At 64.2% G+C, this 26,528-nt stretch carries 28 protein-coding genes and 3 pseudogenes; 19 read left to right on the forward strand and 12 right to left on the reverse strand.

Going from position 1 to position 26,528, the window contains the following annotated elements:
- Positions 1-5: 5 nt before the first annotated feature.
- The 3 genes from AC1DYM_RS04955 to AC1DYM_RS04965 all read left to right on the forward strand — a co-directional run bounded on the left by AC1DYM_RS04955 (position 6) and on the right by AC1DYM_RS04965 (position 3,079).
- A complete protein-coding gene (locus AC1DYM_RS04955) occupies positions 6-650 on the forward strand; it encodes a nucleoside/nucleotide kinase family protein (protein ID WP_477336521.1) in 645 nt (214 codons plus the stop codon).
- Positions 634-2,058 (forward strand): sugar porter family MFS transporter, encoded by a 1,425-nt coding sequence (locus tag AC1DYM_RS04960; RefSeq protein ID WP_477336523.1) that lies wholly within the window; start codon positions 634-636, stop codon positions 2,056-2,058. Before AC1DYM_RS04955 ends, AC1DYM_RS04960 begins: the two co-directional genes overlap by 17 nt.
- Positions 2,059-2,239: 181 nt before the next feature.
- Positions 2,240-3,079 carry a helix-turn-helix transcriptional regulator gene (locus AC1DYM_RS04965; protein ID WP_477336525.1) on the forward strand — a complete coding sequence of 280 codons (840 nt, stop codon included), beginning with the start codon at positions 2,240-2,242 and terminating at the stop codon, positions 3,077-3,079.
- 12 nt (positions 3,080-3,091) lie between these two features.
- On the opposite strand, the gene AC1DYM_RS04970 is transcribed toward AC1DYM_RS04965, so the two are convergent.
- A complete protein-coding gene (locus AC1DYM_RS04970) occupies positions 3,092-3,934 on the reverse strand; it encodes a class I SAM-dependent methyltransferase (RefSeq protein WP_477336527.1) in 843 nt (280 codons plus the stop codon).
- Positions 3,935-4,081: 147 nt separating this feature from the next.
- Between AC1DYM_RS04970 and AC1DYM_RS04975 the strand changes: the two genes are divergently transcribed.
- Positions 4,082-4,630 (forward strand): hypothetical protein, encoded by a 549-nt coding sequence (locus AC1DYM_RS04975; RefSeq protein ID WP_477336529.1) that lies wholly within the window; start codon positions 4,082-4,084, stop codon positions 4,628-4,630.
- 19 nt (positions 4,631-4,649) lie between these two features.
- On the opposite strand, the gene AC1DYM_RS04980 is transcribed toward AC1DYM_RS04975, so the two are convergent.
- Positions 4,650-5,162, reverse strand: coding sequence for a cytochrome P460 family protein (locus tag AC1DYM_RS04980; protein ID WP_477336531.1), 513 nt, complete (start codon positions 5,160-5,162; stop codon positions 4,650-4,652).
- Positions 5,162-6,232, reverse strand: coding sequence for an alpha/beta fold hydrolase (locus AC1DYM_RS04985; RefSeq protein WP_477336533.1), 1,071 nt, complete (start codon positions 6,230-6,232; stop codon positions 5,162-5,164). Before AC1DYM_RS04985 ends, AC1DYM_RS04980 begins: the two co-directional genes overlap by 1 nt.
- A 172-nt stretch (positions 6,233-6,404) precedes the next feature.
- On the opposite strand from AC1DYM_RS04985, the gene AC1DYM_RS04990 reads away from it, so the two are divergent.
- The 4 genes and pseudogenes from AC1DYM_RS04990 to AC1DYM_RS05005 all read left to right on the forward strand — a co-directional run.
- On the forward strand, positions 6,405-6,761 hold the full coding sequence (locus AC1DYM_RS04990) for a ribonuclease E inhibitor RraB (RefSeq protein WP_477336535.1): 357 nt from the start codon (positions 6,405-6,407) through the stop codon (positions 6,759-6,761).
- A gap of 92 nt (positions 6,762-6,853) precedes the next feature.
- Positions 6,854-7,219 (forward strand): annotated as a pseudogene (locus AC1DYM_RS04995) (PAS domain-containing protein); the annotation flags it as partial.
- A gap of 9 nt (positions 7,220-7,228) precedes the next feature.
- Positions 7,229-8,329, forward strand: a pseudogene (locus AC1DYM_RS05000) (PAS domain S-box protein); the annotation flags it as partial.
- 111 nt (positions 8,330-8,440) lie between these two features.
- Positions 8,441-8,764, forward strand: a pseudogene (locus AC1DYM_RS05005) (response regulator); the annotation flags it as partial.
- Positions 8,765-8,771: 7 nt separating this feature from the next.
- On the opposite strand, the gene AC1DYM_RS05010 reads toward AC1DYM_RS05005, so the two are convergent.
- The gene (locus AC1DYM_RS05010; protein WP_477336537.1) at positions 8,772-9,404 is read right to left on the reverse strand and encodes a TMEM175 family protein; all 633 of its coding nucleotides are present in this window, start codon (positions 9,402-9,404) and stop codon (positions 8,772-8,774) included.
- A 100-nt stretch (positions 9,405-9,504) separates the two neighbouring features.
- Here AC1DYM_RS05010 and AC1DYM_RS05015 point away from each other — a divergent pair, with 100 nt between their 5' ends.
- Together AC1DYM_RS05015 and AC1DYM_RS05020 are read left to right on the forward strand one after the other, a co-directional pair.
- Positions 9,505-10,041 carry a YaeQ family protein gene (locus AC1DYM_RS05015; protein WP_046967632.1) on the forward strand — a complete coding sequence of 179 codons (537 nt, stop codon included), beginning with the start codon at positions 9,505-9,507 and terminating at the stop codon, positions 10,039-10,041.
- A 161-nt stretch (positions 10,042-10,202) separates the two neighbouring features.
- A complete protein-coding gene (locus tag AC1DYM_RS05020; RefSeq protein WP_477336539.1) occupies positions 10,203-10,973 on the forward strand; it encodes an alpha/beta hydrolase in 771 nt (256 codons plus the stop codon).
- A gap of 99 nt (positions 10,974-11,072) precedes the next feature.
- Here the strand turns inward: AC1DYM_RS05020 and AC1DYM_RS05025 are convergent, their stop codons facing one another.
- From AC1DYM_RS05025 to rlmF, 3 genes are all read right to left on the reverse strand, one after another.
- Positions 11,073-11,768: a dienelactone hydrolase family protein gene (locus AC1DYM_RS05025; RefSeq protein ID WP_477336541.1), complete on the reverse strand. Its 696-nt coding sequence runs from the start codon at positions 11,766-11,768 to the stop codon at positions 11,073-11,075.
- A 217-nt stretch (positions 11,769-11,985) separates the two neighbouring features.
- Positions 11,986-14,253, reverse strand: a complete 2,268-nt coding sequence (gene katG, locus AC1DYM_RS05030) for a catalase/peroxidase HPI (protein ID WP_477336543.1) — start codon at positions 14,251-14,253, stop codon at positions 11,986-11,988.
- A 193-nt stretch (positions 14,254-14,446) separates the two neighbouring features.
- Positions 14,447-15,430: a 23S rRNA (adenine(1618)-N(6))-methyltransferase RlmF gene (gene rlmF, locus AC1DYM_RS05035; RefSeq protein ID WP_477336545.1), complete on the reverse strand. Its 984-nt coding sequence runs from the start codon at positions 15,428-15,430 to the stop codon at positions 14,447-14,449.
- Positions 15,431-15,523: 93 nt separating this feature from the next.
- On the opposite strand from rlmF, the gene AC1DYM_RS05040 reads away from it, so the two are divergent.
- Complete coding sequence (locus AC1DYM_RS05040) at positions 15,524-16,048, forward strand: hypothetical protein (protein ID WP_477336547.1); 525 nt, start codon at positions 15,524-15,526, stop codon at positions 16,046-16,048.
- Positions 16,049-16,141: 93 nt separating this feature from the next.
- Positions 16,142-16,444 carry a hypothetical protein gene (locus AC1DYM_RS05045; protein ID WP_477336549.1) on the forward strand — a complete coding sequence of 101 codons (303 nt, stop codon included), beginning with the start codon at positions 16,142-16,144 and terminating at the stop codon, positions 16,442-16,444.
- Here AC1DYM_RS05045 and AC1DYM_RS05050 read toward each other — a convergent pair.
- The 3 genes from AC1DYM_RS05050 to AC1DYM_RS05060 all read right to left on the reverse strand — a co-directional run bounded on the left by AC1DYM_RS05050 (position 16,437) and on the right by AC1DYM_RS05060 (position 19,951).
- Complete coding sequence (locus AC1DYM_RS05050) at positions 16,437-18,554, reverse strand: TonB-dependent receptor family protein (protein WP_477336551.1); 2,118 nt, start codon at positions 18,552-18,554, stop codon at positions 16,437-16,439. The genes AC1DYM_RS05045 and AC1DYM_RS05050 overlap by 8 nt on opposite strands.
- A gap of 127 nt (positions 18,555-18,681) precedes the next feature.
- Entirely contained in the window at positions 18,682-19,065 is a 384-nt protein-coding gene (locus AC1DYM_RS05055; protein WP_477336553.1) for a VOC family protein, read from the reverse strand.
- A gap of 46 nt (positions 19,066-19,111) precedes the next feature.
- Entirely contained in the window at positions 19,112-19,951 is an 840-nt protein-coding gene (locus AC1DYM_RS05060) for a hypothetical protein (RefSeq protein ID WP_477336555.1), read from the reverse strand.
- 184 nt (positions 19,952-20,135) lie between these two features.
- Between AC1DYM_RS05060 and AC1DYM_RS05065 the strand changes: the two genes are divergently transcribed.
- The 6 genes from AC1DYM_RS05065 to AC1DYM_RS05090 all read left to right on the forward strand — a co-directional run bounded on the left by AC1DYM_RS05065 (position 20,136) and on the right by AC1DYM_RS05090 (position 23,791).
- On the forward strand, positions 20,136-20,492 hold the full coding sequence (locus AC1DYM_RS05065) for a DUF6249 domain-containing protein (protein ID WP_477336557.1): 357 nt from the start codon (positions 20,136-20,138) through the stop codon (positions 20,490-20,492).
- A gap of 3 nt (positions 20,493-20,495) precedes the next feature.
- A complete protein-coding gene (locus AC1DYM_RS05070) occupies positions 20,496-21,044 on the forward strand; it encodes an RNA polymerase sigma factor (protein ID WP_477336559.1) in 549 nt (182 codons plus the stop codon).
- Positions 21,041-21,355 carry a hypothetical protein gene (locus tag AC1DYM_RS05075; protein ID WP_477336561.1) on the forward strand — a complete coding sequence of 105 codons (315 nt, stop codon included), beginning with the start codon at positions 21,041-21,043 and terminating at the stop codon, positions 21,353-21,355. Before AC1DYM_RS05070 ends, AC1DYM_RS05075 begins: the two co-directional genes overlap by 4 nt.
- Before the next feature lie 127 nt (positions 21,356-21,482).
- Positions 21,483-22,262, forward strand: coding sequence for a class I SAM-dependent methyltransferase (locus AC1DYM_RS05080; protein WP_477336563.1), 780 nt, complete (start codon positions 21,483-21,485; stop codon positions 22,260-22,262).
- Between the two features lie 84 nt (positions 22,263-22,346).
- Positions 22,347-22,736 (forward strand): cupin domain-containing protein, encoded by a 390-nt coding sequence (locus AC1DYM_RS05085; protein WP_477336565.1) that lies wholly within the window; start codon positions 22,347-22,349, stop codon positions 22,734-22,736.
- A 95-nt stretch (positions 22,737-22,831) separates the two neighbouring features.
- Positions 22,832-23,791: an MBL fold metallo-hydrolase gene (locus AC1DYM_RS05090; RefSeq protein WP_477336567.1), complete on the forward strand. Its 960-nt coding sequence runs from the start codon at positions 22,832-22,834 to the stop codon at positions 23,789-23,791.
- A gap of 10 nt (positions 23,792-23,801) precedes the next feature.
- Here AC1DYM_RS05090 and AC1DYM_RS05095 read toward each other — a convergent pair whose 3' ends face one another.
- A complete protein-coding gene (locus tag AC1DYM_RS05095; RefSeq protein ID WP_477336569.1) occupies positions 23,802-25,556 on the reverse strand; it encodes an MOSC domain-containing protein in 1,755 nt (584 codons plus the stop codon).
- Between the two features lie 63 nt (positions 25,557-25,619).
- On the reverse strand, positions 25,620-26,243 hold the full coding sequence (locus AC1DYM_RS05100) for an FMN-dependent NADH-azoreductase (protein ID WP_477336571.1): 624 nt from the start codon (positions 26,241-26,243) through the stop codon (positions 25,620-25,622).
- 65 nt (positions 26,244-26,308) lie between these two features.
- Here AC1DYM_RS05100 and AC1DYM_RS05105 point away from each other — a divergent pair.
- A partial coding sequence (locus AC1DYM_RS05105) for a GntR family transcriptional regulator (protein ID WP_477336572.1) occupies positions 26,309-26,528 on the forward strand: 220 nt, incomplete at its 3' end.

A 26,528-nucleotide genomic window follows, 5' to 3' on the forward strand; every position in this document is an offset into this window, starting at 1 on the left:
AGAGCATGATCGACACACAGGTTCGCGAGCGCGTGGAAGCGCTCATGGCGCGCGGAGGTCGCCGGATCCTCGGCATCGCCGGTGCGCCGGGAGCAGGGAAGTCCACCTTGGCGGCGCAGTTGGTCGCTCATCTTGGCAAGGCGGCTGTCATCGTTCCGATGGACGGCTTCCATCTGGCCAACGCCGAGCTGAAGCGACTGGATCGTGCCGACCGCAAAGGCGCGCACGATACGTTCGACGGTTACGGCTATGTCGCCCTGTTACGACGGCTCCGAAGTCCGCGTACCGGCGAAACCGTTTATGCGCCAGCCTTCCATCGAGAGATCGAGGAGCCTGTGGCGGGAGAAATTCCCATCGCATCCGACGTCCGCCTGGTTATCACCGAGGGCAATTACCTGCTCCTCGACGAAGGCCCCTGGTCCGAAGTCCATGGGCTCCTCGACGAGGCCTGGTATGTCGACGTCGACGGCGCGCAGCGCAAGGCACAGCTCCTGGAGCGCCACATGCGCTTCGGACGCAGCCGCGAAGACGCGCTCGACTGGATAGAAAACACCGACGAGCCGAATGCCCGCCTCATCGCCGCGACCGCCAGTCGCGCCGACTTCCGCGCCCGCATCGAGCTGGAGACGAAACATGCGCACTCTGAGTGACACGATGGACGCCCCCGCAGCGGCTACGCCGAATCTGGGGCTGGTAGTGGGTATCGCGGTGGTAGCCGCGCTGGGCGGCCTGTTATTCGGTTACGACACCGGCATCATCGGCGTTGCGCTGCTGGGCCTGGGTCGGCAATTCGCGCTCGACGACACGGCTAAGCAACTGGTCACCGGCGCGATCATCTTCGGCGCATTGTTCGGCTGCCTCGGCACCGGGCCGCTGTCCGATCGCTTTGGCCGCAAGCGCATGGTCGTCTTCGTCGGCGTGCTGTTCGCGCTGGGCTCGATCGCCTCGGCGATGTCGCCGAACGTCGAGCTGCTGATCGCCTCGCGTTTCCTGCTCGGCCTCTCCGCGGGTAGTTCGACCCAGATCATCCCGGTGTACATCGCTGAGGTCGCGCCGCCCCAACACCGCGGCAAGATGGTGGTGCTGTTCCAGTTCATGGTGGTGTTCGGTATCACCATCGCGTACTTCACCGGCTTCGTGCTCGGCGAGCATTGGCGCTGGATGTTCGGCCTCGGCGTGGTGCCTGCGATCGTCCTGCTCCTGGGCATGCTGGTACTGCCGGAAAGCCCGCGCTGGCTGGTGGTGAAGGAGCGCCAGAAGGAGGCCGTCGCGGTACTCGAGCGTGTCCGTGGCACGCATGCCGCCGCCGAAGCTGAAGTAGCCGAGATCCAGACGGTGACGCAGAACCAGGAGGTCGGCACGTGGAAGGACCTCTTCAAACCGTGGATCCGCCCGGCCGTGATCGTCGGTGCGAGCATCTCGATGTTCTCGCAGATCACCGGCAACAACGCGCTGATTTACTACGCGCCGACCATCCTGACCAAGGCCGGCTTCTCCGATAAGGTCGCCGTGCTGGCGACGGGCGGCAGCACGATCCTCGTCGTCATCATGACGGTCTTCGGCAGCTTCCTGGTCGACCGCATCGGTCGCCGCAATTACCTGCTCTGGATGATCCCCGGTTCGATCGTCGCGCTCGCGGTGATGGGCTACCTGTTCCAAGGCGCGGGCCCGACGACGGACGTCAGCCGCTGGGCGGTGGTCGCCTGCCTGGCCGCTTACCTGATGCTCAACTGCGGCGGCTTCGGCGTCTGCATCTGGCTGATCAACTCCGAGGTGTATCCGTTGTTCGTGCGCGGGAAGGGCGCCAGTCTGGGCGCCTTCAGCCACTGGTTCTTCGACTTGATCGTCACCCTGACGACGCTTTCGCTGGTGACCTGGCTCGGCGCGGCACATACGTTCTGGCTGTATGCGGTGATTTCGCTGTTCGCCTTAGTGTTCATCTACTACCTCGTCCCCGAGACTAACGGCAAGAGCCTGGAACGCATCGAACACGAGTTGCGCGAGAACCGCTTTTATCCGTATCAGCAGCGTAGGGCAGAGGCTCGCGGGATGTCGTAGGAGCCGCTTCAGCGGCGAACCCTCAGCGTATCGAACAAGCGAGTGAGGCCGGGTGGTGAGGCGAGCGGTCAACCGCTCGCCCGATCCGACGCAAGGCCTCACTCGCGATAGCCGTGCCCTGAGGATTCGCCGGCGCAGCCGGCTCCTACAAAAGACCGGCCGACAGGCACATAATCCCGCCATGAGTATGTCGCCCGACAATCCGCTCGGCAGTTACCTCAAGGACCGCCGCGCCAAACTCGATCCCGCCGCCTTCGGTATGCCGACCACCCGGAGGCGCACGCCGGGCTTGCGGCGGGAAGAGGTCGCCTTGCGGGCGAACGTGAGTGCCACCTGGTACACCTGGCTGGAGCAGGGGCGGGGTGGCGCGCCGTCCAACGAAGTGCTCAATCGCCTCGCCACTGCGCTCGCGCTGACGGCGGTCGAGCGTGAGCATCTGTTCCTGCTGGCCCAGAACCGCCCGCCCGAGGTGATCTATCAGGCATCCGAAGCCATCACACCACAGCTTCAGCGTGTGCTGGATTCGCTTCAGTTCAGTCCGGCCATCGTAAAAACCGCGCAATGGGACATCGTCGGCTGGAACGCGGCGGCCGCGGCCGTGCTTACCGACTACGGAACGCTGCCGCCGGAACGACGCAATGTGCTGAAGCTGCTGTTTGCCAGCGACCGTGTGCGTAGCAAGACACGGCACTGGGAAGCGCACGCGCGTTTTGCCGTCGCCGCCTTTCGCGCCGATACCGCCCGCCTGGGTGCGACCGAAAAGGTCAAGGGTTTCGTGGACGAACTCATGGCGCTCAGTCCCGAGTTCGAGACCATCTGGAACGATTACGACCTGCAGAGCTACGGCGAAGGCAGCAAGCAGTTCGCGCATCCGCTGGTGGGCGAGCTGACACTGGAGTATTCGTCGTTCGCCGTGGACGGACGGCCCGAGCTGGGTCTGATCATCTACACGCCGGCGACGCCGGTCGACAGGGAACGTGTCGGCATGTTGATCGAGGCGCGACGGCCGGCCTCGCCCTGACCGGATCCGACCTTACCGGCGGACGGCGAGCACGCCATCCAGCGCCAGTTCCGCCTTGAAGCCAGCCTTCTCCAGCCGTTTGGCCACCTCGCGCGGCACGTCCCGGCCGCTGGTCAGCTTGTTCGGGCTGCCGGTGTAATGGAACAGACGGCCGCCACGACGGAGGACACGGGCCAGTTCGTTGTAGAACACCTGCGAGTAGAGCTCGCCGGCGATGCCGAAGCGCGGCGGGTCGTGCAGCAAGGCGTCGACAGAGGCGTCTGGAATCGCCGCGATCGCCTGCGACACGTCGCCGTGGGTCAGGCTCAGGCGGCCGTCGGTGGATGCAGCGTCCGGATCCGGCGACCACGGGTTAAGCGTGCGCAACCAGAGCACGTCTTCGTTCTTTTCGAACGAGAGGACCCGGGCTACGCCGCCTTCGAGGCAGCAGGCGGCGAAATAACCCAGCCCGCCACAGGTGTCGAGCACGACCTTACCGCGAGGTTCGATGAGGGCGACCTTGCGGCGCGCGTCCTCGAAGGGCGACTCCTTCGCCGTCGGCAGCATCTTGATGCCGTCGATCTCGAAGGTCGGCGCACCCCAGGGTGTGGGCACCAGCTTGATCAACGAGCCAGAGAAGCGCGACACCGGCGAGAAATCCTCGCCGTCCCAGACGTAGACCGTGCGGTCCTTTAGCTTGCCCGGGTAGGGGTACGCGTGGCCCTTCCACTGCCACGTGTCGGCCTGCAGGGTGACCGGTTCCTCCGTACGGCCCAGGTCCATGGATGCCGTCCATCCGGTGACACCGTCGTCGCGCGCGCCAAGCAGTGCCTGGGCGAGCGGCAGGGTCAGAAGTGGACCGGCATAGTGCGACAAGGAAGCTCCTCGCACCGCTATGAGCGGCGGAATCGGTGGGGGCGCACATTCTAGGGTGATTGGCCGGTTGTGCGTACAACTACGGATGGAACCCGCCTGCAGCGCGGCGCTTAATGGCTGTCGACGTTGACGTAAGGATAAACGGGCATGCGCGCCGCGTGGCTCACGATGGTGGCTCTGATCCTGCCGTTCGTGGCGGTCGCCGCCACGCCACCCGGCGCGGTGAGTGCCGTGGCAGCCGTGCGCGCGGGTGTGCCGGCCACGTCAGTCCTCGATGTCCCCCGGACCATCCCGCGCGCTGCGCCGATCACCGACGAACTCATTCCGCCGATTCCCTATTCGGCCCGGACCGTCGCCTTCGTGCAGACCTTCGTCGTCACGGCAATGTACGACGACAAGCCGTACCGGATCATGGTCGTCATGGTGGACTCCCAGAGGCTCGTCTATTCGGCGTCCCAGCAGGGCGGTCGCGGCGTGAAAGATGCCGAAAGCCGAGACACCCTGAACGTCAGCGTCACCAGCCTCTCGCCCGTCGTGTTCGATGTGGCCGTTTACAAGGCGGAACCGAACGCGACGGCCAAGCGCGATCGCGTGGCCGTGGGCGATCTGGAACAAGGCCATTCGGCCTTCGCCCTGCGCGAAAACAAGCTGGCCGTGCGCGTGGAGCGGCTGGAGGACGAAGTCGACTTACGCTGAGATCGTCATGCCTCGCGACTCACCTGGCGTATCTCGTGAACACGAAATCGTGACCGCGTACGCGCGCCTGGTGGCAGGCAAAACACGTCTGGTGCTGTGCTTCGTCGACCGCCTGCCCATTGACGAAACGACCGAATCCCCAGCCACCGGTGGAAGCATATTTCTTCGAGTCCTTGACCATCACCTGTACCGTGGTCGCCTCGCCGGGGATGGTCGCCGGCGCGAACTCGGGGGATGGCGCTTTCTTCCACGCGAGCTTTACCAGGACCGTGCCGTCGGGAAAGGGCAGGTTACCGCTGCGGTAAGCCTCGACCGCCTTGCGGTTACCCAGGACGGAGCGGATCTCATTGAGCGGATCCGCTTCGATCGCCGGCGCGATCAGTTCCCACTGCCGGTAGCCGTCGGGAATGGTCACGCCGTAGATAGGAGACGCCGATGTTGGCTTCTCCCCGGCCCTCGCGGACGATCCAGCCATCCATACGGCTACCAACAGCAGGGTCGCGGCGGGCACGGCAAAATAGACAGGCTTCATCACAGCTTTTCAACGTCGATGATCGCCTTGGCAAAGGCTTGCGGGGCTTCCTGCGGAAGGTTGTGTCCGATGCCACCCGTGATCAGCCGGTGCTCGTACTTGCCGGTGAACTTCTTCGCGTAATTGGCCGGATCTGGATGCGGTGCACCATTGGCATCGCCCTCCATGGTGATCGTCGGCACGCCGATCGTCGGGAAGGTGGCGAGCTTCGCTTCCAGCGCGTCGTACTTCGCTTCGCCTTCGGCAAGGTCCAGACGCCAGCGATAGTTGTGGATCGTTATCGCCACATGGTCGGGGTTGGTGAACGCGGGCGCCGATCGTTCGAAGGTGGCATCGTCGAAATGCCACTGGGGTGAGGCCTGCTCCCAGATCAGGTGGACGAAGTCGTGGGTGTGCTGGGTATAACCCTCGCGGCCGCGCTCAGTGGTGAAGTAGTACTGGTACCACCACTGCAGCTCGGCCTTCGGCGGGAGCGGCTTTTTGTTCCCTTCCTGGCTGCCGATGAGGTAACCACTGACCGAGACCATCGCCTTGCACCGCTCGGGCCACAGGGCCGCCATGATGTTGACCGTGCGCGCACCCCAGTCGAAGCCGGCTAGGGTGGCTTTCTTGATCTTCAGCGCGTCCATCAAGGCGATGATGTCGGAGGCGATCGCGGCCTGCTGGCCATTACGCGGCGTGTCCGCCGAGAGGAAGGTGGTGCTGCCATAGCCACGGAGATACGGCACGATCACCCGGTAGCCCGCGGCGGCGAGGATCGGTGCGACATCCACGAAGCTGTAGATGTCGTAGGGCCAGCCGTGAACAAGGATGACTACCGGGCCCTTCGCCGGACCGTCTTCGGCATAGCCGATGTCGAGCACACCGGCCTTTACCTGCTTGATCGCACGGAACGAGGTCGCCGACGTGCCCGGCGCCCCCGGCGTATCGGCGGCACCGGCGGAAGGCCCCGTGCCAGCGGCGGCAGGCCTGGCGCTGGCGAGGCTTGCCAGCCCGAGCGGGGCAAGGGCGACACCCAGCGCCGCGGCGCCCATGAATTTCCGGCGCTTTTGATCGAGTGCATCCGACATCGTCGACTCTCCTGTGGTCTGGAGAACGACGATAACGCTGCGTGCCCGGGCTTGATTGCACCTGCCGTTGCGGTTTTGAAACACTCTGTATCCGGCGATTCCACGGATACGTTCGGATACAAAAAAGTCGCCGCCGCAGTATCCTGCGGGCCATTCTTAATGGGACGACGCCGTGATCGAGAAAAAACAGCTTGAATTGATGTTCGAACAGATTGCCGACAATACGGACTGGGACCTGTCCGCGCCGCTGATCTGGGGCTATTTCTTCACCGACGCATCGGCCGATAAGCTGCGCGCCGCGGCCCCATCGCTCGAACAGGACGGTTATCGACTCGTCGACGTCTTCCTGGCTGACAAGGATGAGCCGGGCGACGCCGACCTCTGGATGCTGCACGTCGAAAAGATCGAAGTGCATACGCCAGACAGCCTGGACAAGCGCAACGGAGAGCTCTACGCGTTTGCCGCCGCGCATGGCCTGGGTGCCTATGACGGCATGGATGTCGCCCCCGTCGATCCCGAAGAAGACTGAGCGACGGCGCTCGTCGTGTGAAGGTCACTTCACGGAGCGCCGGGCCAGAGGCAGTACCTTGACGCATGACCACGCACCGAGACTCCGCACGCATGGATGATTCCGCCTACCGTCGTCTTGTCGAAGGCATTTCCGACTACGCCATCTTCTGGCTCGAGCCGGGAGGGGCTGTCGCGACCTGGAACGCCGGCGCGCTGCACGCTACCGGATATTCCGCCGCCGACATGATCGGTATGCCGTTTTCCTTGCTGTTTTCGGGCGAGGACAATGGGGCGGGGGCGTCGGGGGCCCTGCTCGATACGGCGCTTCGCGAAGGGCGCAGCGAGCTCGATGGCTGGCTGGTGCGTAAGGATGGCACCCGATTCTGGGCGCAGATACTCATCGACCCCGTGCGCGACGGCGATACGCCGCTGGGCTTTGGCGTGGTCATGCGCGACCGCACGGAGCGCAAGCAACTCGACGAGGAACTCAGGCGCAGCCAGGAACAATTCCGCGTGCTGGTCCAGGGCGTTGCCGACTATGCCATCTACATGCTCGACCCCGGCGGCCACATAACGAGCTGGAACTCGGGCGCGGAGCGAATCAAAGGCTATGCGCCCGAGGAGGTCATCGGGCGGCATTACTCCGCATTCTTCACCCCCGAAGATGTCGCGCGCGATGAACCGACCACCAACCTCGAAGCCGTGGCGCGTGAGGGACGGATCGAGACCGAGGGTTGGCGGTTGCGCAAGGACGGCAGCCGATTCTGGGCACATGTGGTGATCGACCGGATTACGGACGACACCGGCAAGCTCGTCGGCTTCGCGAAAGTCACCCGCGATGTCACCGAGCGGCGCGCTTCCGCGCAGGCACTGGAACAGGCGCGCGAAGCGCTCTTCCAGTCGCAGAAACTCGAAGCGGTGGGCCAGCTGACGGGCGGCGTGGCGCACGATTTCAACAACCTGTTGATGGCCGTGCAGGGCAACCTGGAGCTGATGCGCGACCACGCCGAATTGCCCGAACGCCTCAACCGGCTCGTGGGAAATGCGCTGACCGGCGTACGCCGTGGCGTCAGCCTGACGCAGCGCATGCTGGCCTTTGCGCGTCGCCAGCAACTCCATCTCGAGCCGGTGAATGTCGTGACACTCGTCTCGGGGATGTCGGACCTGTTGCGGACCTCGCTCGGCCCGTCCATCGCGATCGAGGTTCGCTTTCCACTGGCTCTTCCGGATGTCATGGGCGACATCAATCAGCTCGAGCTGTGTGTCCTCAATCTTTGCGTGAACGCGCGCGATGCGATGGGGGAAGGTGGAATCATCACCATCCAGGCCGCGACGGAGGCGATCGATAAACCGCATCTGCTGCATCTGGAGCCGGGTGATTACGTGCGCCTGTCGATCGCCGACAACGGCTCGGGGATGGACGCCACGACCCTCGCCCGGGCGACGGAGCCTTTCTTCACCACGAAGGGCGTCGGCAAGGGCACCGGTCTCGGCCTGTCGATGGTGCACGGCATCGCCCAGCAGTCCGGTGGGGCCCTGCAACTCGAAAGCGACGATGCCGGCACGACCGTTTCCATCTACCTTCCCGTGGCGCCATCGGAGGCGACGGCCTTGCCGGTGCCCACGCATACCGAACCCCGCCGCGTAAGCCGGCAGGCTGTCGACGTCAAGGGTCCGCTGCCGGTGATCCTGGTGGTCGACGACGATCCGCTCGTCCTCTCCACCGCGGTCGAGATGCTCAATTACGCCGGTTACGACGCCCGCGGCGCCGCTTCGGCCAACGAAGCACTGCGTCGGCTGGAAACGATCGACGAGCTCGTGGCTGTCGTGACCGACCACGCGATGCCCGGCATGACGGGATCCGAGCTGGCCACCCGACTGGCCTCGATCCGGCCGGGGCTCCGCGTCGTGCTGGCGAGCGGTTACTCGGAGTTGCCCGCGACGGCACCCGGCATCGCGGTCCAGTTGCAGAAGCCGTTCGGCCGCGACGCGCTGCTGGCGGCCATACGTGGAGGCGGTTGAGGGGGCGTCAGCCTGGATCCTGGGTCGAGGCGACCGGCGCCGACCGCTTCATCCGCGCCAGGAGCATGACGAAGAAGGGCGTCAGCATAAGCGGCAGGTTGCTCAGGCCCGGCCACCTGATGGCCAGCAAGAGGGCTACCAGCGCCATGCCGGGCATGCCCAGGCTGCGGCGTATCGCGACGGCGACATCGTCTTTCGTGACGTCTGGATAGAGATACGGCGCCTGTAGTGCACGTTTCAGCAAGCGGTACTGGCACAGGCCCGCCACGATCAGGGTGATGGCGTAGACCATCTGTGGCACGCGGTCGGTGAAGTGTGTGCTCATCAAGGCTGTCGGAAACGGAATGAAGGCCACCATCATCAGCAGGGTCAGGTTGGGCCAGACGACCGCTGGATCGTAATGGCGAAGTCGTCCGAACGTACGGTGATGTGCGGCCCACAGAGCGCCCACCACATAGAAGGTAAGAACGAAACCGACGAAGTGCGGGATGAGATCGGCCAGTGCCTGCAACCAGGCCGCGTCGGTGTCGGCAGCAGGCTCCGGCACCTTGATATCGATGACGAGCAAGGTCATGGAGATAGCGAACACGGCGTCCGAGAAGAACGTGAGACGTTCGACCTGTTGATCCTGATGCGGCATGCGAAGTACCCCCTTCGTGACCCCTGGCCCGATCATCCCGCGAGCCGGGCTTCAGGGGAATAGGGCAGGGACCAGGGCGGACTCCTGTAGAATCGACCCCATGGCACTCAAATCCACGGTCTTCAAGGCCGATCTGCAGGTCAGCGACATGGACCGGCACTACTACCAGGCGCACCCCCTGACCATCGCCCAGCACCCGTCGGAAACCGACGAGCGCATGATGGTCCGCGTGCTTGCCTTCGCTCTCAACGCCGACGATTCGCTGGCCTTCGGCAAGGGCATCAGCTCTGAGGACGAGCCGGACCTGTGGCGCAAGGAGCTCACCGGCGAGGTCGATCTGTGGATCGAGGTCGGCCAGCCCGACGAGCAGCGCATCCGTCGTGCCGCGGGTCGCGCCAATCGCGTCATCGTCTACACCTATAGCGGGCGCAGTGCCGAAGTCTGGTGGAAGAAGACCTCGGCTGCCGTTGCGCGGACGAAGAACGTCTCAGTGATCGATATCGCGCCGGCAACGGTCGAGGCACTCGCCGCGCTCACCCAGCGCACTATGCAAATCCAGTTCATGGTCCAGGATGGGCAGGCGCAGATCATCAGCGGTGACACGGTGTTGCCGGTTGAACTGACCACGTTGGCCTGAGCTTCAGTTTCGCTGCACCGGATTTGCAGCAAACCATCGTCGCTTGGTGTCGCGGCCGCCGCGTTTACAGGGCCGTCATTTTCGAGAAAGTTTTCGGTAAGGCGCAGGGCACAGCATGTGTCCACGTTCTAACTCACGCCTATCCGAGGACAGCTACGATCATGCGCACCACGACAAAGACGTTTCTTTTTTCCGCCGGCCTCGTGCTCGGTGCCGCCGTCATGAGCAACCCGGTCATCGCGGCCACGCCGGTGAAAAACATCGTGCTGGTGCACGGTGCCTGGGTGAACGGCAGCGGATGGAAACCGGCGTACGACATCCTGACCAAGGATGGGTACCACGTGTCCATCGCCGAGCATCCGCTCACGTCGTTCAACGACGATGTGACGGCCGTCAAGCGCATCGTGGACATGCAGGATGGTCCGACTATCCTCGTCGGCCACAGCTACGGCGGCGCGATCGTGACCGATGTCGGCAACGATCCCAAGGTGGCGGGGCTGGTGTATATCGCCGCGCACGCGCTCGACCAGGGTGAGACCGAAGTCGGCAACGGCAAGCTCTATCCCAACAAGACCAAGGCCGTGAAGAAAACGGCCGATGGCTTTACCTATCTCGATCCGGCGTTCTACCCGGCCGACTTCGCCGCCGACCTTCCGAAAGCGCAAGCGGAATTCGAGGCGCAGGCCCAGGAGCTCACGGCGGCTGAAGTATTCACGRTGCCTGCAGGCCAGCCGGCATGGAAGACCAAGCCCAGCTGGTACGCGGTCGCCACCGCCGATCGCATCATCAATCCCGATCTCGAGCGGATGTACGCCAAGCGCGCGCACAGCCACACCATCGAAGTGCAAGGCGCCAGCCACTCCGTGTACGAATCCCATCCGAAGGAAGTCGCCGCGTTGATCGAAGACGCCGCGCGTAACGCCATCCCGTAATAGCCCATGTAGGAGCCGATTTATCGGCGATTGGGTGCTAGCGGCACCCTGGCCCGCTGCCGCGGGATCGCCGATGAATCGGCTCCTACCGAGCGCCGATCAGGCCAGCTTGTCTTTCAGGAACGCCCAAGTGCGGTCGTTCGCGGTCTTCGCGGCGGCCGCATCGTAGTGAGCGCCACCGTGACGCGAGAACGCGTGATTGCAGCCTGGGTAGCTGTAGATCGTGACGTTAGGTTTGCCATCGAGTGCCTTCTTGATGGCAGCCTGTGCGTCCTTGGTGATGTACTCGTCTTCCTCGGCCAGATGCATGAGGAAGGGCGCGGCGATCGACCCGGCCTCGCCGAGATAGCTCTCGGTATCGCCACCGTGGAAGGCGACCGCCACATCGACGTTGCTTCGCGCCGCGGTAAGGAAGGTCATCAGGCCACCCAGGCAGTAACCCATCACGGCGACCTTGCCGGTTGCGCCCTTGAGCTTGCCGGCAGTTGCGATGGTGGCGACTACGTCGGCGACACCTTCGTCGCGGTTGTAGGCCATGTAGAGGGCCAGCCCCGCCTTCCAGTCCGCTTCGGATGTGACGCTGAGATCGACGCCCGGCTGCTGACGCCAGAAGAGGTCGGGCGCCACAGCGATGAATCCTTGCGCGGCGAGGGCATCGCAGGTCTGGCGGACATCGTCGTTGACGCCGAAGACTTCGTGCAGCACGACCACCGACGGTGCGTTCTCGGTCGTGGGATAGGAAACGTAGGCGGCGAAGTCGCCTGCGTCTGAGGTGATCGTGATGGTTTCGGACATGGGTGCGTTCCTTGGATGATCAACTGCGTACCATCCGTCGGGGATGACGGTATGGCTTGTCGAAAGGGAGCTGCATTTGTTCCTGTTGGTGGCTGGAAGGTTGTGGCGAAACCATCGCCGGCGTAGCCGGCTCCCACCGTAAGCGGCAGCCCAGGGGGCAGTCGTAAAAAAACCCGCCCGGCGGAGCCTGGGCGGGTTCGTCAACATGACGCGGCCTTTATTTCTTCAGATCGTATCGATCAAGGTTCATGACCTTCGTCCAGGCCGCGACGAAGTCCCTGACGAACTTCTCGTTGGCGTCCGCGCTGCCATAGACCTCGGCATGCGCACGCAGGACCGCATGCGAGCCGAAGACCAGGTCGACGTCGGTCGCTGTCCACTTGCGTGTGCCCTTGCCGCGCTCGCCGCCTTCGAACGTGTCACGTCCGGTCGCCTTCCACTCCGTCCGCATGTCGAGCAGGTTGCGGAAGAAGTCGTTGGTCAGCTTGCCCGGGCGATCGGTGAAGACGCCATGTGCCGCTCCTTCCACGTTGGCACCGAGCACGCGCAGGCCACCGATCAGCACGGTCATTTCGGAGGCCGTGAGGGTCAGTAACTGCGCCTTGTCGATGAGCAGGGCCGTCGACGGAACACTGTACTTGCCCTTGACGAAGTTGCGGAAGCCATCGGCGACCGGTTCGAGGGACGCGAACGACTCGACATCGGTCTGTTCCTGCGACGCATCGGTACGACCGGGAGCGAAGGGCACCGTGACCGACTGGCCGGCATCTTTCGCGGCCTGTTCGACCGCGGCGCTACCGGCGAGCACGATCAGGTCGGCGAGGGAGATGGTCTTGCCGCCGGCGCCGAACTCGGAACGGAGGCTTTCCAGCTTYGCCAGTACCTTCGACAACTGCGCGGGCTGGTTGACCTTCCAGTCCTTCTGCGGCGCCAGGCGGATGCGCGCACCATTGGCGCCGCCGCGCTTGTCCGAACCGCGGAACGTCGAGGCGGATGCCCATGCCGTCGATACCAACTCGGCGGTGGTCAGGCCCGAGGCGAGGATCTTCGTCTTCAGCGCGGTGACGTCGGCGTCGGTGACCAGCGCATGGTCGGCAGCGGGCACGGGGTCCTGCCAGAGCAGCTCTTCGCTGGGCACTTCCGGTCCGAGATAGCGGGCGCGCGGTCCCATGTCACGGTGGGTGAGCTTGTACCAGGCGCGGGCGAAGGCATCGGCGAACTGATCCGGGTGCTCGAGGAAGCGCCGTGAAATCTTCTCGTACGCGGGATCCAGGCGCAGCGCCAGGTCGGTGGTGAGCATCGTGGGACGATGGCGCTTCGACGCATCGTAGGCGTCGGGAATCGTCGCTTCGGCATCCTTCGCGACCCACTGGTTCGCACCGGCCGGGCTCTTGGTCAGTTCCCACTCGTGGCCGAACAGGTTCTCGAAGAACTGGTTGCTCCACTTCGTCGGTGTCTGCGTCCAGGTGACTTCCAGGCCGCTGGTGATCGTGTCTGCGCCCTTGCCACTGCCGTACGTGTTCTTCCAGCCGAAGCCCTGGTCTTCGAGACCGCCGGTCTCCGGTTCGTTCAAGACGTGCTTGGCATCGCCCGCGCCGTGCGTCTTGCCGAAAGTGTGGCCGCCCGCGATGAGCGCGACGGTCTCCTCGTCGTTCATGGCCATGCGGCCGAACGTCTCACGGATGTCGATGGCCGACGCGATGGGATCGGGATTGCCCTCGGGACCTTCCGGATTGACGTAGATGAGGCCCATCTGCACGGCGGCGAGCGGATTTTCAAGGAGACGTCCGTCTTCGGTGCGGTCTTCTTCGATGCCGTGAAGCTCCGCCTCGGCCGTGATCACGCCTTCCTCGTGCGCGCCGGCGTCGTGTTCGTTGCCTGTCTTCTTGCCCTTGCCGTAGCGGTGATCGCCACCGAGCCATTCGGTTTCCGTGCCCCAGTAGACGTCCTGGTCGGGTTCCCAGGTGTCTTCGCGGCCGCCGGCAAAGCCGAACGTCTTGAAGCCCATGCTTTCCAGGGCGACGTTGCCGGTCAGGATGATGAGGTCGGCCCAGGAGATGCTCCGACCGTATTTCTGCTTGACCGGCCAGATCAGGCGGCGCGCCTTATCCAGGCTGACGTTATCGGGCCAGCTGTTCAGTGGTGCGAAGCGTTGCTGACCGCGACCACCGCCGCCACGGCCATCGCCGATGCGATAGGTGCCGGCGCTATGCCAGGCCATGCGAACGAAGAGCCCGCCGTAGTGCCCGAAGTCCGCAGGCCACCAATCCTGCGAATCCGTCATGACGGCGAGGAGATCCTTCTTTACTGCCGCCAGGTCGAGCTTCTTGAAGGCCTCGGCGTAGTTGAAGTCCGGATCCATCGGATTGGATCGCGACGAGTGCTGGTTGAGCAGATCCACGCGCAGCTGTTTAGGCCACCAATCCTTGTTCGTCGTACCGCCGCCGGCGGTGTGATTGAACGGGCACTTCGCTTCGTTCGTCATTCGCGCTTCTCCTGGGGTGGGCCGGGACGAAGGATCGCACTCCGGCATTGCCTATGAACGCATGCGTTCGACTATACGGTGCACGGATACATTGCAGAAATTGATTGAAGTTATCGTGACAAGAGGCTGAGCCTATCGAAAGAACGTGCAAGCCATGGATTTGCAAGGCACTTCGCAAAACCTCGTTGACGGCTCAATAGCCGGCGGTGCGCTTCCGTTCCCGCTCGCGATGCCACTCTCGCTGGGCCGCCTCGTCATGGAACGTCCAGGCGACGAAGCGACTCTGTTTGTTGCCCTGCGCCATATTCACGGTGCGCACGTCGAGTGCCTTGGCGCGGGTGAGCTCCCGATAGATCTCGGGAATATGTTCGCCGCGCGCGACGAGGGTGGTGAACCAGAGCACGGTGCGCGAGTAACTCGTGCTTTCCGTGATCATCGTGCGGATGAAGCGCTCCTCGCCGCCACGGCACCACAGTTCGCGGCCCTGGCCGCCGAAGTTGAGGTTGGTGGTGCGCGGGGCCGCCTGCTTGTCCAGGTTACGCGTCTTGCGGATGTTGCCGGCCGCGGCTTCGCGGGCGGACGCATGGAAGGGCGGATTGCACATGCTGACGTCGAAGCGGTCTTCGGGGCGCAGCAGCTGCTCGAAGATGTGGATCGGGTTCTCCTGGCGGCGCAGGAAGATCCCGTCGCCCAGGCCCGGGTTGCCGTCGACAATACCCTTGGCGGCACGCAGCGCGCCGGTGTCCACTTCGGACGCGGTGAAGCGCCAACCGTATTCACGGTTGCCGATAAGGGGGTAGATCAGGTTGGCGCCCGTACCGATGTCCAGGGCGCGGACGCCGGGACCGGTGGGGATCTCGCCGCCGTTGGAGCTGGCAAGCAGGTCCGCGACGCCATGGACGTAATCCGCGCGACCGGGGATCGGCGGCACCAGATAGTCGGGTGGGATATCCCAGTGGGCAATGCCGTATTGCGACTTCAGCAGCGCGCGGTTCAACGCACGCACGGCATGCGGATCCGAGAAGTCGATGCTGTCTTCACCGTGGCCGTTGTCGCCGACATAGGCGGCGAGGAGCGGCATCTGGCGCGACAGCTCGGCAAAGTCGTAGCGCCCGGTATGGCGGTTGCGTGGATGCAGGGTCGTCACCGGGGGAGCGGCGGACTTGGATTTCTTCATCGAAAAGGGCCAGTTGGGCTGTGGGGCAGGGCCATTGTCGCAGATGTACCCGAAGGATCCGTGGCACCATGGTTTTCTTTGCGAGGCCCTCCCATGGATGCCAAGACCGCCTGGCCCGACCGCGTGACCATCGACGGCATGGTCTACAAGGCGCGCGTGGATGCCGGCGACGGCCTGGTGAGCCTGCCATGCCCGTCGGAGCCCCAGGTGTCCGTGGGCGACGTGATCACCCAGACGGTCGGTCGCCGGGAGGCCTCGCTCGAGGTGCTCGAGGTGGATTTCCAGCCGAACGGCTCGCTGGGTATCGGCACCGTGCATCGGCATCTGTTGGTGCTGACCGTGGAGCCGACGACGTCCCAGGCCCATACGCAGCCGCCCGGTGCTTCCGCTGCGAAGGCGYCACCGCCGGCAGCCCGACCACCGAAAGCGTCGCCTGTCGCCTCGACACAGGCGGCGCCGGCCAGCACGCTGAAACTGGCCGAGCTCGTGGACCGTGTATCGCGAAGCAGTGACGCCGAGGCCAAGGCGATGCTGCTGGCTTTGTTGGATAACGCCTCCGTCTCGGCGATCGTGGGTCCGGTGACCGCCTTGGGCATGCGAGCGTTGCTGCGCGCGTAAGCCGGCTCGTTCGCTATATCGCTTGGCGGATGGCGAGCGCGGTCGATCCGGGCCTATGGTGGACGTTCGTTACCGCGTCCCCGGAGAGCCCGCATGGTCACTTATTCCGTCCGCTGCTCGGACCAAACCGCGCACGATTGCACCAAGACCGTCGAGGTGGACATCGGCATTCCCGACCTGACGCCGGAGCAACTGGCCGCCATCTTCGACGGCGGTCACACGGGCGTGCAGGCGCATCAGCTCGAGAGGGCCGACGACACTTACCGGCTACAGAGCGATGCGATGCAAGGTGCCGACAGGACGTACTACGTGAAGGTCGAGCTCGACGCCACCACGTGTACGGCCTGCCTGAAGGATCGAAGCAGCGAGATCCCGGACTTCGAACCGGTCAAATAGCGACGCGGAACTGGACGTAGGTCGTGCGCGGCGCGCCGACCATGCGGCCCGCATTGCCGTCGACGTTGCGTGTGTAGAAGCGCTTGTCGGTCAGGTTGTTCACACCGGCATCGATGCTGCTGCCTTTCCAGGCGGGAATCTGCCAGCTCACCTGCGCATTCCACAGACGAAAGCCGGGGATGCTACCCACGCGTGCATCGGGCGTCTCCTGGACCGTGTTGGCCGTGTCCGAGAACTGGCCGCTCTGGTGCGTGCTCGAGAGGTTGAAGGTCCACAGGCCCAGCTGGTACTTCGCGCCGGCCGTGTCGGTACGACGCGAGTAGAACGGCACGTCCAGGCCCGAGGTCGTGCCCGATGCCTGGATCGCCTTCGTATAGGTGAAGTTCGCATACAGGTCCAGGCCGCGCAGCGCAGACTGGTCCGCGAACTGATAGTCGATCGCCGACTCCAGGCCCTTGTGATGGGTGGCGCCGATATTCTGGAAGGTGGGCGGCTGGATGCCCGGCACCTGCAGGATCTGGTTGTCGAAACGCATCTTGAACACGGTCAGTTCCGCGTGCAGCTGCGGTCCTTGCCAGCGCGCACCGAGCTCGGCGGTGCGCGCGAGTTCCGGCTTCAACGGGTTGGTGGCCGACTGCGAATTGAGCTGGATGTTCTGCACCGGACCGAACGAGGTGCCGTAATCGGTGAACAGCGTCAGGTCGCGTGTCAGCAGGTACGAAATGTTCAGCGACGGCAGCGGCTTGTTGTTCAGCGAGCTGTACTGCTGGTTCAAGGTCGTGTCGACGCGATCGGCGTCGATATGTTCGAAGCGCACACCCGGCGTGATGCGCCACTTGCCGATGGCGATGCGGTCGTCGACATAAGCCGCGTTCGCATCGGTCGAGTTGTCGAAGCGCGTCGGTGCGGTGACTTTTCCGCTGGCCGTACTGATGTTGTAGCTGCCGTCATCGCCGCGCTCGCGCAAATAGCGGTAGCCGACCGTCACGTCGTTGGTGGTCGGGCCCAGCTCGAAACGCTGCGTGAAGCGCGGTTCGACACCGAAGACCTTGTAGTTGCGTGGCTGCACGGCCAGCTGCGTCCCCGCCGTGTTGATCAGGGTGCTGCTGCGGAAACTTTCGTTGTCGTAGACGCGGACTTCGACTTCGCTGTCGTCGGACAGGGTATTGATGTAACCGACGTCCGCCGCCTTGCGATGGCCGTTCCAGAAGTCGGTGGGGCGCGTGTTCTGGAACGGGTCGGCGTCGTACTGGGCCACGGTCAGGCCACCGGGCGTGCGCGACTTCACGTCGTAATACGAAAGCTTGCCGTAGACCTCGGCCGTCGGGCTCACCGGGTAACGGAATTTCAGCGCGACATCGTCGACCTTCTCGTCGCTGCCGCGGCGCCAATCGGTGCCGGTCATCCCGGAGTAGAGCAGGGCGAGGCCCAGCCCGTTCGCCATCGTGGCGCCAAGGAAGGTGCTGTATTGCTGGTTGCTTCCGCCGCCCTTGCCATACGCGTTCTCGCGCACCGTGACATCGCCGCTGAGATCGGGCGTGGTCGGAATGGCGCGCGTGTTGAAGTTGATGATGCCGCCGACGTTCTGCGGCCCGTAACGCACGGCGCCGCCGCCACGGACGACGTCGATGGATTCGATGTTGTTCAACGTAACCGGCGCCACCGACAGCTGTGGTTGGCCATATGGCGCGAAGGCCATGGGAATGCCGTCGAGCAGCACCGTGGAGCGCGGGCTGTATCGACCGGTCAGGCCTCGCACGCCGATGCTGAGTGACACCGCGCTACCGGCCGAGCCGGAGTTGTCGGTGGACTGCACACCCGGGATACGGCGCATGACGTCGCCGATGCTGGTCGCACCGGTGGCGCGGATCTGGGTGGCGTCGAGCACCGTACGGGCGCCGGCAAACGTCTTGACGCTGTCCTGCAGGCCCGTGCCCAGCCAGCTGCCGGCGACCTGGATGGAGTCCAGTGTGGCAGCGTCCTCGGCGACCGGCGGCTTGGCATCCTGCGCGTGGACGGCATAGGGGCTGGCGGCGAGTGCCGCGGCGATGGACGCCGCGCTGACGCGACGGCGCAGGGCCGCAGCCCTGGGGGTGTGGGACGAAAGCATGCTGAACCCTAGTTTTGATGGCAGCCAGGCCTCCTGCGACGCGGGAGGGCCAGGTAGGTGCCTATCAGATGCGAATACGTTGCATTTGCAAAGGACGGAAGTCTAGCATGCTGTCCGACATGTGAAGCTAGGGGGCGTGGAACGCCGCTTCGATGTTATGGCCGTCCGGATCGAGGATGAAGCCACCGTAGTAGCCGTCGCTGTAATGGGAGCGCGGGCCCGGCGGACCGTTGTCGCGACCGCCTGCGTCCAGGGCCGCCTCGTGGAAGGCCCGTACGTCGTGCTGCGTGCTGACGCGGAAGGCCACATGGACGGGAGGCTGGTTTGGCTCGCCCCGGTAAATCCAGAAGTCCGCCTTGCCGTTCTCACCGAAGCCGGCGACATCCGTACGCCCGGTCACGGACGCGGGGATCTCCAGGAGAAGTTCATAGCCGATGGCCTGCAGCGTTGCCACGTAAAACGCCTTGCTTCGCTCGAAGTCGCGAACGTAGATGCCGATATGGTCGATCATGCGGGAGCCCGTGCGGATAGCTGAAGGTCCTCGCAGCTTAGCCGCGTCAGCGCTTCATGGGGAACTGCAGGTTCACCCCGGCGAACACCTGGAATTGGGGTTGCCCGGCACCGCTGCGCGAAACCGTCCACTGTGGCTCCACGAAGACATTCAAGGTGGTGCCGCTTTTCAGCAGCTTGACCTTGCCGAGGCCAAGGCCAACAGGAATCGCATAGTTGCCGCGTTGCAGGTCGGCGTTCCATGTCGCTGTCGATCGCAGGTACCACCCACGGGGCAGGTTGTAGAGAATCAACGGCTGGAACGCCAGGTTGTTCTGGTCCAGTCGCCGCCGCGAGCCCGCAAAGGATTGCTGCCACGTGACGAGTGTCCCCAGCAGTCCCCATGTCTGCGGCGCGATGACGATGACGGCGAGCCCGGCCTGCCACTTGCCTGTCCCGGTTTCATCCTTGCCGGCGGTCGGCGCGGTGATCTGCGGCCCGATCGCCACCTCCGTGTGCCCGACCTTGAAAGGGAACAGGTCGATCAGGTTGAGGTCGCCGATCGAGGTGGTGTTTCCCGTTGGTGTCGGAGCTGTCGCGACGGGCAGGGTGTAACGGAACAGCTGTGGCGTACCGAAGGCGGCATTGGGGATGACGCCGCGAAACAGAAAAGCGTTGGTGGTGTCGTTGCTCTTGTAGAGCTGCGGCGCCCATTGGTCCTGAAAGCTGAGGGTGATCTTCGGGGTGAGTGGGTTGTTGGCGTCGTTGGCCTCACTGGACGGCGGTGTCGCCTGGCCAAAGGCCGGGGATGTCATGGTCGCGGCCAGGGCCAGGGACAGGAGGCGGCCTAGCGTCGAGCGAAGCACAGGCCGCGCTCGGAGGATGACGTCCTTACATGCCTTGGCCACGATGGCGCTCCCGGAGTGTCGCGCCTATCTACGCATGGGGCTGCGGAAGGGGCGTCGGGAAAAAGCGCGTATCGCTGTGCGTAGAACTACCTAGGGCAGATCGGGGGGCGTGCATCCAAATCCGGGGGCGCCGGTATCTAACAGTGACATGGCTACCATGGCCACCCAACGAGAAGGATTACTTATGGACGGTATCTACATTCCCATCATCGGCTTCCTCAGCATCGCCGCCATGTTCATCACCTTTTCGGCGTTGAACAGCTGGAGCCAGTTCGAGGTGCAACGGACGCTTCGTACGGCCCTGGAGAAGGGAGCGCCGCTGACCTCGGAGCTGGTCGCGYAGATGACGACGAACAGGTCGTCGCGCAACACCGACATGCGTCGGGGCGTGATCATCGTAGCCATCGGCCTGGCGGCACTGGTGGCGGGTCCGATTACCGGACAGATGCAGGAGTTCGCCACCGTCGCGGTGTTTCCGATCTTCGTCGGGCTGGGATTCCTGCTGGTATGGCGACTGGAGCGAAAGGCCGGCACGCCTTGAGGCATGACGTGGATGTTGACGCCGAAGACGGACAGCGAGTTGATTGCCCGATTCCTCGCCGGGGACCAACGGGCATTCGCCGATCTGGTGAGGCGGTATCAGTCGCCGATTCGCCAGTTCCTGAGGCGGCTGGCCGCCGGTGATCATGCGCTGGCCGACGACATGGCGCAGGAAACGTTCCTCAAGATGTTCACCAGCCTCGCGTCCTTCCGGGGCGATGCTGGCCTGTCGACCTGGCTTCACACGATCGCGTACCGATGCTTTCTCCGCTACGTGAGCAGCCACTCCCGCCTTCAGTTCGTGGACGACGATCACATGCCGGAAGCGATGTCGGTCGCACCGACCGCGATGTCGGACATTCTCGTGGAGCAGATGATGAAGCACCTGAGCCTTAACGAGCGACTCATGGTGACGCTGTCCGTGTCGGGTGGCATGAGCCATGCGGAGATTGCCGAGATTACCCAGGCACCGTTGGGCACGATCAAATCGCATATCAATCGCGCGAAGAAGAAACTCGCGCGTCTTCTGGGTTCCGAGGAGGACCGAACATGAGCGGGTTGCCACCGTTGGATGAGTTGCTTGCCTATGACCGGCATCTGGAAGGCGAGGCGTTCACCCGCAGCGTCATGGCCCGGGCGGCACGCCGCAGCCACCGGGTATGGATTCTCGGCGGCTCGATGCTGCTCGCAGTGGCTGTCGTGGTGGGGATCAAGCCCGATCACTTCACGATGTTCACGGACATCCGGCTGCCGTGGCACGTCCTGAGCGACGTCGTCGCCACGGTGCCAACCGGTGGGCTGGTGGCGGCCCTGGCTGTCGCCGCGTTAATGGTCGGCGCCGGCAAGGCCGTCGATGGCCTGTGAGGGTCCGACAGCCGGCTGTAATGTTTCGCGATGAGGACCGGTCTACCTGGCTGCACCACGTTTCCGAAAGGACTAACGTTGGCCTCGCTCCACTCCTGATTCCACCGACCCAACAGGAAGCCAAGGTATGAAATCAGCCTTTTACGTCGCGGCGACCGCCGTCGCCCTGTTCTCGGTAGCCGCCATGGCGAAGACGCCGCCGGCCGCGACCAGCCAGTCCATCGCCGCCGCTATCGCGGACACCCACCGGCCCGAGAAGGACACCCAGCAGGACGCCATCCGCCACCCGGCCGATCTGGTTGCCTTCTCCAAGGTGAAACCCGGTGACGTCGTCATGGACGTCTGGCCTGGCGGCGGCTACTGGACCCGGCTTTTCTCGCCGATCGTGGGGCCCAAGGGCAAGGTGTACGCCTACGTTCCCGCTGAGATCGCGGGTTTCAAGACCGATCCGGTCGGCACGGCCAAGGCGCTCGCGGCTGAACCCGGGCGCGGCAATGTCGAAGCCATTTCCGATCCGATCGCCCAGCAGCCTAAGCCGTCCGCGTTCAATACGTTCGATGTCATCTGGACGTTCGAGAACTACCACGACCTCCACAACAGCTTCATGAATGGCGCGAGCGTCGACGGCTTTAACCAGGCGGTGTTCAAGCTGGTCAAGCCGGGCGGTTACTTCGTCGTCGTCGACCATGCTGCCGCGCCGGGGGCGGGCCTGAAGAACACGGAAGACCTGCACCGGATCGATCCCGCGACCGTGAAGGCGGAAGTCGAAAAGGCGGGCTTCGTCCTCGACGCCGAGGCAACGCTTCTGGCCAATCCCGCCGACGATCACACGCTTAAGATTTTCGATCCGGCGATCAAGGGCAAGACGGATCGCTTCATGCTGCGCTTTAAGAAGCCGGCGAAATAACGCCGACCTTGGAAGACCGTGACCGACATGCCCATCGCGTCGCGTCACGGTTCTCAACGCCACGGTCACGTCTGGAAAATCGACATGAAACGATTCAAATCGACGGCAGGTTGCCTGCTGGCCCTGGTCGGCCTCCTGATCGGCACCAGCGCCCATGCCGACAAGCGCACGCAGCTCTCGCAGCACGACCTCAGCATTCCGGGGTGGGAGGAGGTCCAGATGCGCGTCGATCTGGATCCCGGACACATCGCGGCGAACCACCGCCATCCGGGTGAAGAGATCATCTACGTCGTCGAGGGCACGATGGAGTACGACCTCGAAGGCCAGCCGCCGTTGACCTTGAAAGCCGGCGGGGTACTCGTTGTTCCCAAGGGTGTCGTTCACAGCGCCAGGAACGTGGGAACGACGAATGCCGCGGAGATCGGCACCTACATCGTCCCCAAGGGCCAGCCCCTGCTCGAATGGGTGAAGTGAGCGTTCGGGCCGGATTAAACAAGAAATCCGCGCGGCGGGGGTGCTGAATAGCAGAACCTCGGCGGCCGCCCGGTCGCCACGATGGAGACAGCGCCATGCATCGCAGTCCGCTCCAGCGTGCCCTTCTGGCATCCGCCGTTACCGCAGCCCTGGTCGTCGGGACCACGGCAGGACTCGCCCGGGCGGACAGTCCCGCCAAACCGGTCAGTCCGGTGATCATGATCAACAAGGCGGCGGCCACCACACCGATCGAGACCACGCCATTGCGCGGCCCGTTGAGCATGTTGTCGGGATCCGGTGGCAACATCACCGTGCTGTCGGGCAAGCAAGGCAAGCTCATGGTGGATGCCGGCATCGCGGTATCGCGGCCACGCATCGAAGCCGCGCTGACAGCCATCAGCAATGCGCCAGTCAAGTACCTGATCAACACCCACTACCATTGGGATCATACGGACGGTAACCCCTGGGTTCACGACGACGGGGCGACGATCATCGCGACAGCGGGCACCGCGGCACGCGTCTCGAAGTCGATCCGCGTCGACGACTGGGACTTCACGTTTCCGCCGCTCCCCGCCGGCGGTGTGCCCACCGAGATAGTGAAGGCGAACAAGATCTATCACTTCGACGGTCAGACCGTCGAGGTCGTCCTGGTCGATCCGGCACATACCGACACCGACCTGTACGTCGTCTTCAAGGAAGCGAACGTCGCCGCGCTGGGCGATCTGTTCTGGAACGGCGTTTACCCGTTCATCGATAACGAGAACGGCGGTGGCATCGACGGCATGATCAAGGCCGACGACGCGATACTCGCGCGGCTGAAGGACGATGTGATTCTGGCACCGGGCCACGGACCGGTGGGTACGAAGAAACAGTTCCGCGAGTTCCGCGACATGCTCGCCGGTGTCCGCGACAAGGTCGCCGCGCTAAAGAAGCAGGGCAAGTCACGCGACGAAGTGGTCGCGGCGAAACCCACCGCCCAGTACGACGCGGTATACGGACACTTCGTGATCGATCCGGACTTCTTCACCCGCATCGTCTACGACGGGCTCAAGTAGCTTTCCGACATCAAAGATCCAGTTCCACGTCGTGCGCCGGCGTCGTGCAGCAGATCAGGATGCGTCCGTTCGCGGCGGGCTGAAGCGGGTCCGTCACGTAGGACACATCGCCGTCGATCAACGGTGTCTCGCAGTTATGGCAGACACCCGAGCGGCATGACCAGCGCACCGGCACGTCGCAGGCCTCGGCCAGTTCCAGCAGGTTGGCGTACCGCTTTTCCCAATGGACGGTGAGCCCGCTTCGGACAAAGGTGACCATCGCGCCCTCGGTGGCGGCGTCGCTCGGTGGGTGGGGTGCCCTGGTCACCGCGCCAACGATGCCTGGGCGGAGTGCTTCCTCGCCGCCGAAACGTTCGGAAAGGATATTCGCGTCGGCGAAGCGGGCGCTGTGCAGGCTGGCACGCGCCTGCTCCATGAAGGGCGTGGGTCCGCATAAATAGACCCTGGCATCGGGCGGAATGGCGAGCCGCTCGAGCATCGCCACCGTGATCCGTCCTTGCACGTCGTAATCGCGGCCAAGGCGGTCCGCGGCCCGTGGCTGACTGAAGGCGATAAGCCGTACCGTCGGTGGCAGACGCCGAAGCAGCTCGTCGACTTCGGCGGCGAACGCGTCTTCTTCGCCACTCCGGGCGCCATGCACCCAATAGACCTTCCTAGGCGGGGCGGACGGCGTACTTGCCAGTTCGCGGAGCATGGCGAGAACCGGCGTGATGCCGATACCGGCACTCCAGAAAACCACGGGGTGTGTATCGGGGCCCAGGAAGAAGCTGCCGCGCGGTGCGCTGATGCTCAGGCGATCACCTTGTTCGACGTGGGCATGCAAGTACGCGCTGCCCTCACCAGTCGCGCGCTTCACCGAGAAGCGATAGCGGCCGGGCGTGCTCGCGTCGGACAGCGAATAACTCCGTATGAGCGGCAGATGCGGGGGAGGTGGTCTCAACCGGACCACGATGAACTGACCGCCGCGAGCCGCAGGCAGGGCCGCACCATCGGTAGCCTCGACGACGAAGGAGCGGACGGACGCGCTCTCCTGGCGTGTCGAACAGACGCGTACCTCGCGGAATCCAGGCCAGGCCGTTTCGGCAGCGGGCGGTGTCGAGAGCCCGGCATTGCCCGAGGCCTCCGGGCCGGCGGAGAGCATCGCCTCGAGCGACTGTCGCCAGCCCGTGCTGAGAGCGGGAACGTCGATGGCGCGTTGCAACGCGTCGCGCGGGTGGTCGGTCAGGTAGAGCAGGGCATCGATTTCGGTGATGCTCACATCACTACCGCGGCGTTCCCTGGTGATGACGTCGCCGGCACCGATCAATCCCTCTTCGATGACGCGGCAATAGAAACCCGGCCGTTTGTGCGAGACCAGGAGCGACGGCATCCGCGGCTCCTCCATGCGCATTCCTACGCGGTAACAGGTCACCCGTGGTTGCGTCACTTCCAGTAGCGCGTCGCCAATGCGGAACCTGTCTCCGATGCAGACCTCGCTGTCGGGCAAGCCATCGACGGTGAGGTTCTCGCCGAACGACCCGGGTTCCAACGGCGGTCTGCCTAGAAACGCCTCCCAGTACCGGTAGGACTCGGTCTGGTACACCATGACGGCGCGATGCTCGCCGCCATGGCCTTTCAGGTCGCCTTGTCCGTCGCCGTCGATGTTGAGGCGGCGCACCATGACGCGACCCGTGACGGGTGCTTTCCATACACTCGTATAGACGATCTGGCCTTGCCAGGGGACATCCTTGGGAAGCCCGACGTTCACGGAAATCAACGTGGCCATGAGGGTCACCGCGACAGCTGCGTCTGCACGAGCAGGTATCGTGCGCGTGCGCTGCGCACATCGTCAAGAAAGGCGCGGGCGCTCTGGCTGAAAGTGGGTCTGAAGCGCTGCCTCGGTCTCGATCCTCGTCGCGTCCACGGCGTCGGATCCCGCGCCCGTGCCTTGCACGGAGAAGAACATGACATCGTGGAGGCCGATCATCGCCAGGATGGTGGTGAGGTAAGGCGTCAGGAAATCCGGCTGTCGTGCGCGCTCGCCGGAGAACCGGCCGCCCGACGCGACCGCGATGTAAACCGGACGGTCACGTAGTGTGCCGACCTTTCCGGACGCCGTCATGGTGAATGTGCGCCGGGCACGAACGACGTGATCGAGCCAGGCCTTGAGCGCCGACGGCACCGACAGGTTATGCATCGGCGTTCCGATGACGACGTAGTCGGCACGCTCCAGTTCCTCGACCAGGGTCTCGGAGAGCGCCATGGAGCCGTCCTGCGCCACGTCGTGCGACGATGCCTGGGGGATGGCGTAGTTCATGTCGACGTGCGGCAGGCTGCCGTCGCCGATCACGCGATGCACGACATGGGTCGATGGGTCGCGCTCACTGAGCAGGGCGACGATCCGGCTGGAAAGACGATAGCTCTCGGACGCTTCGCCGCGCGGACTGCAACTCACATGGAGGATGGTTTTCATGGAACGCATGCTACGGCTGGCGTGGCCTAGACCGAAGAGCCATGAACGGAGTAAATAACTGAGCCATGGCCATCGTTAAGCCCAGTTACCTCGGATCGCTGGACGCCGACGCGGCGTCGCCTTACTACCGGCAGATCTACGACCGCTTCTGTGCCGCCATCGTCGGCGGCGTGTTGAAACCTGGCGACCGGATTCCGTCGGCGCKAGCGCTGGCCGAGGAGCTGGGACTGGCCAGGGGAACGATCGACGTGGCTTACTCCCTGCTGATGGCCGAAGGTTACATCC

The organism is Luteibacter sp. P1_D3, from assembly GCF_056406135.1.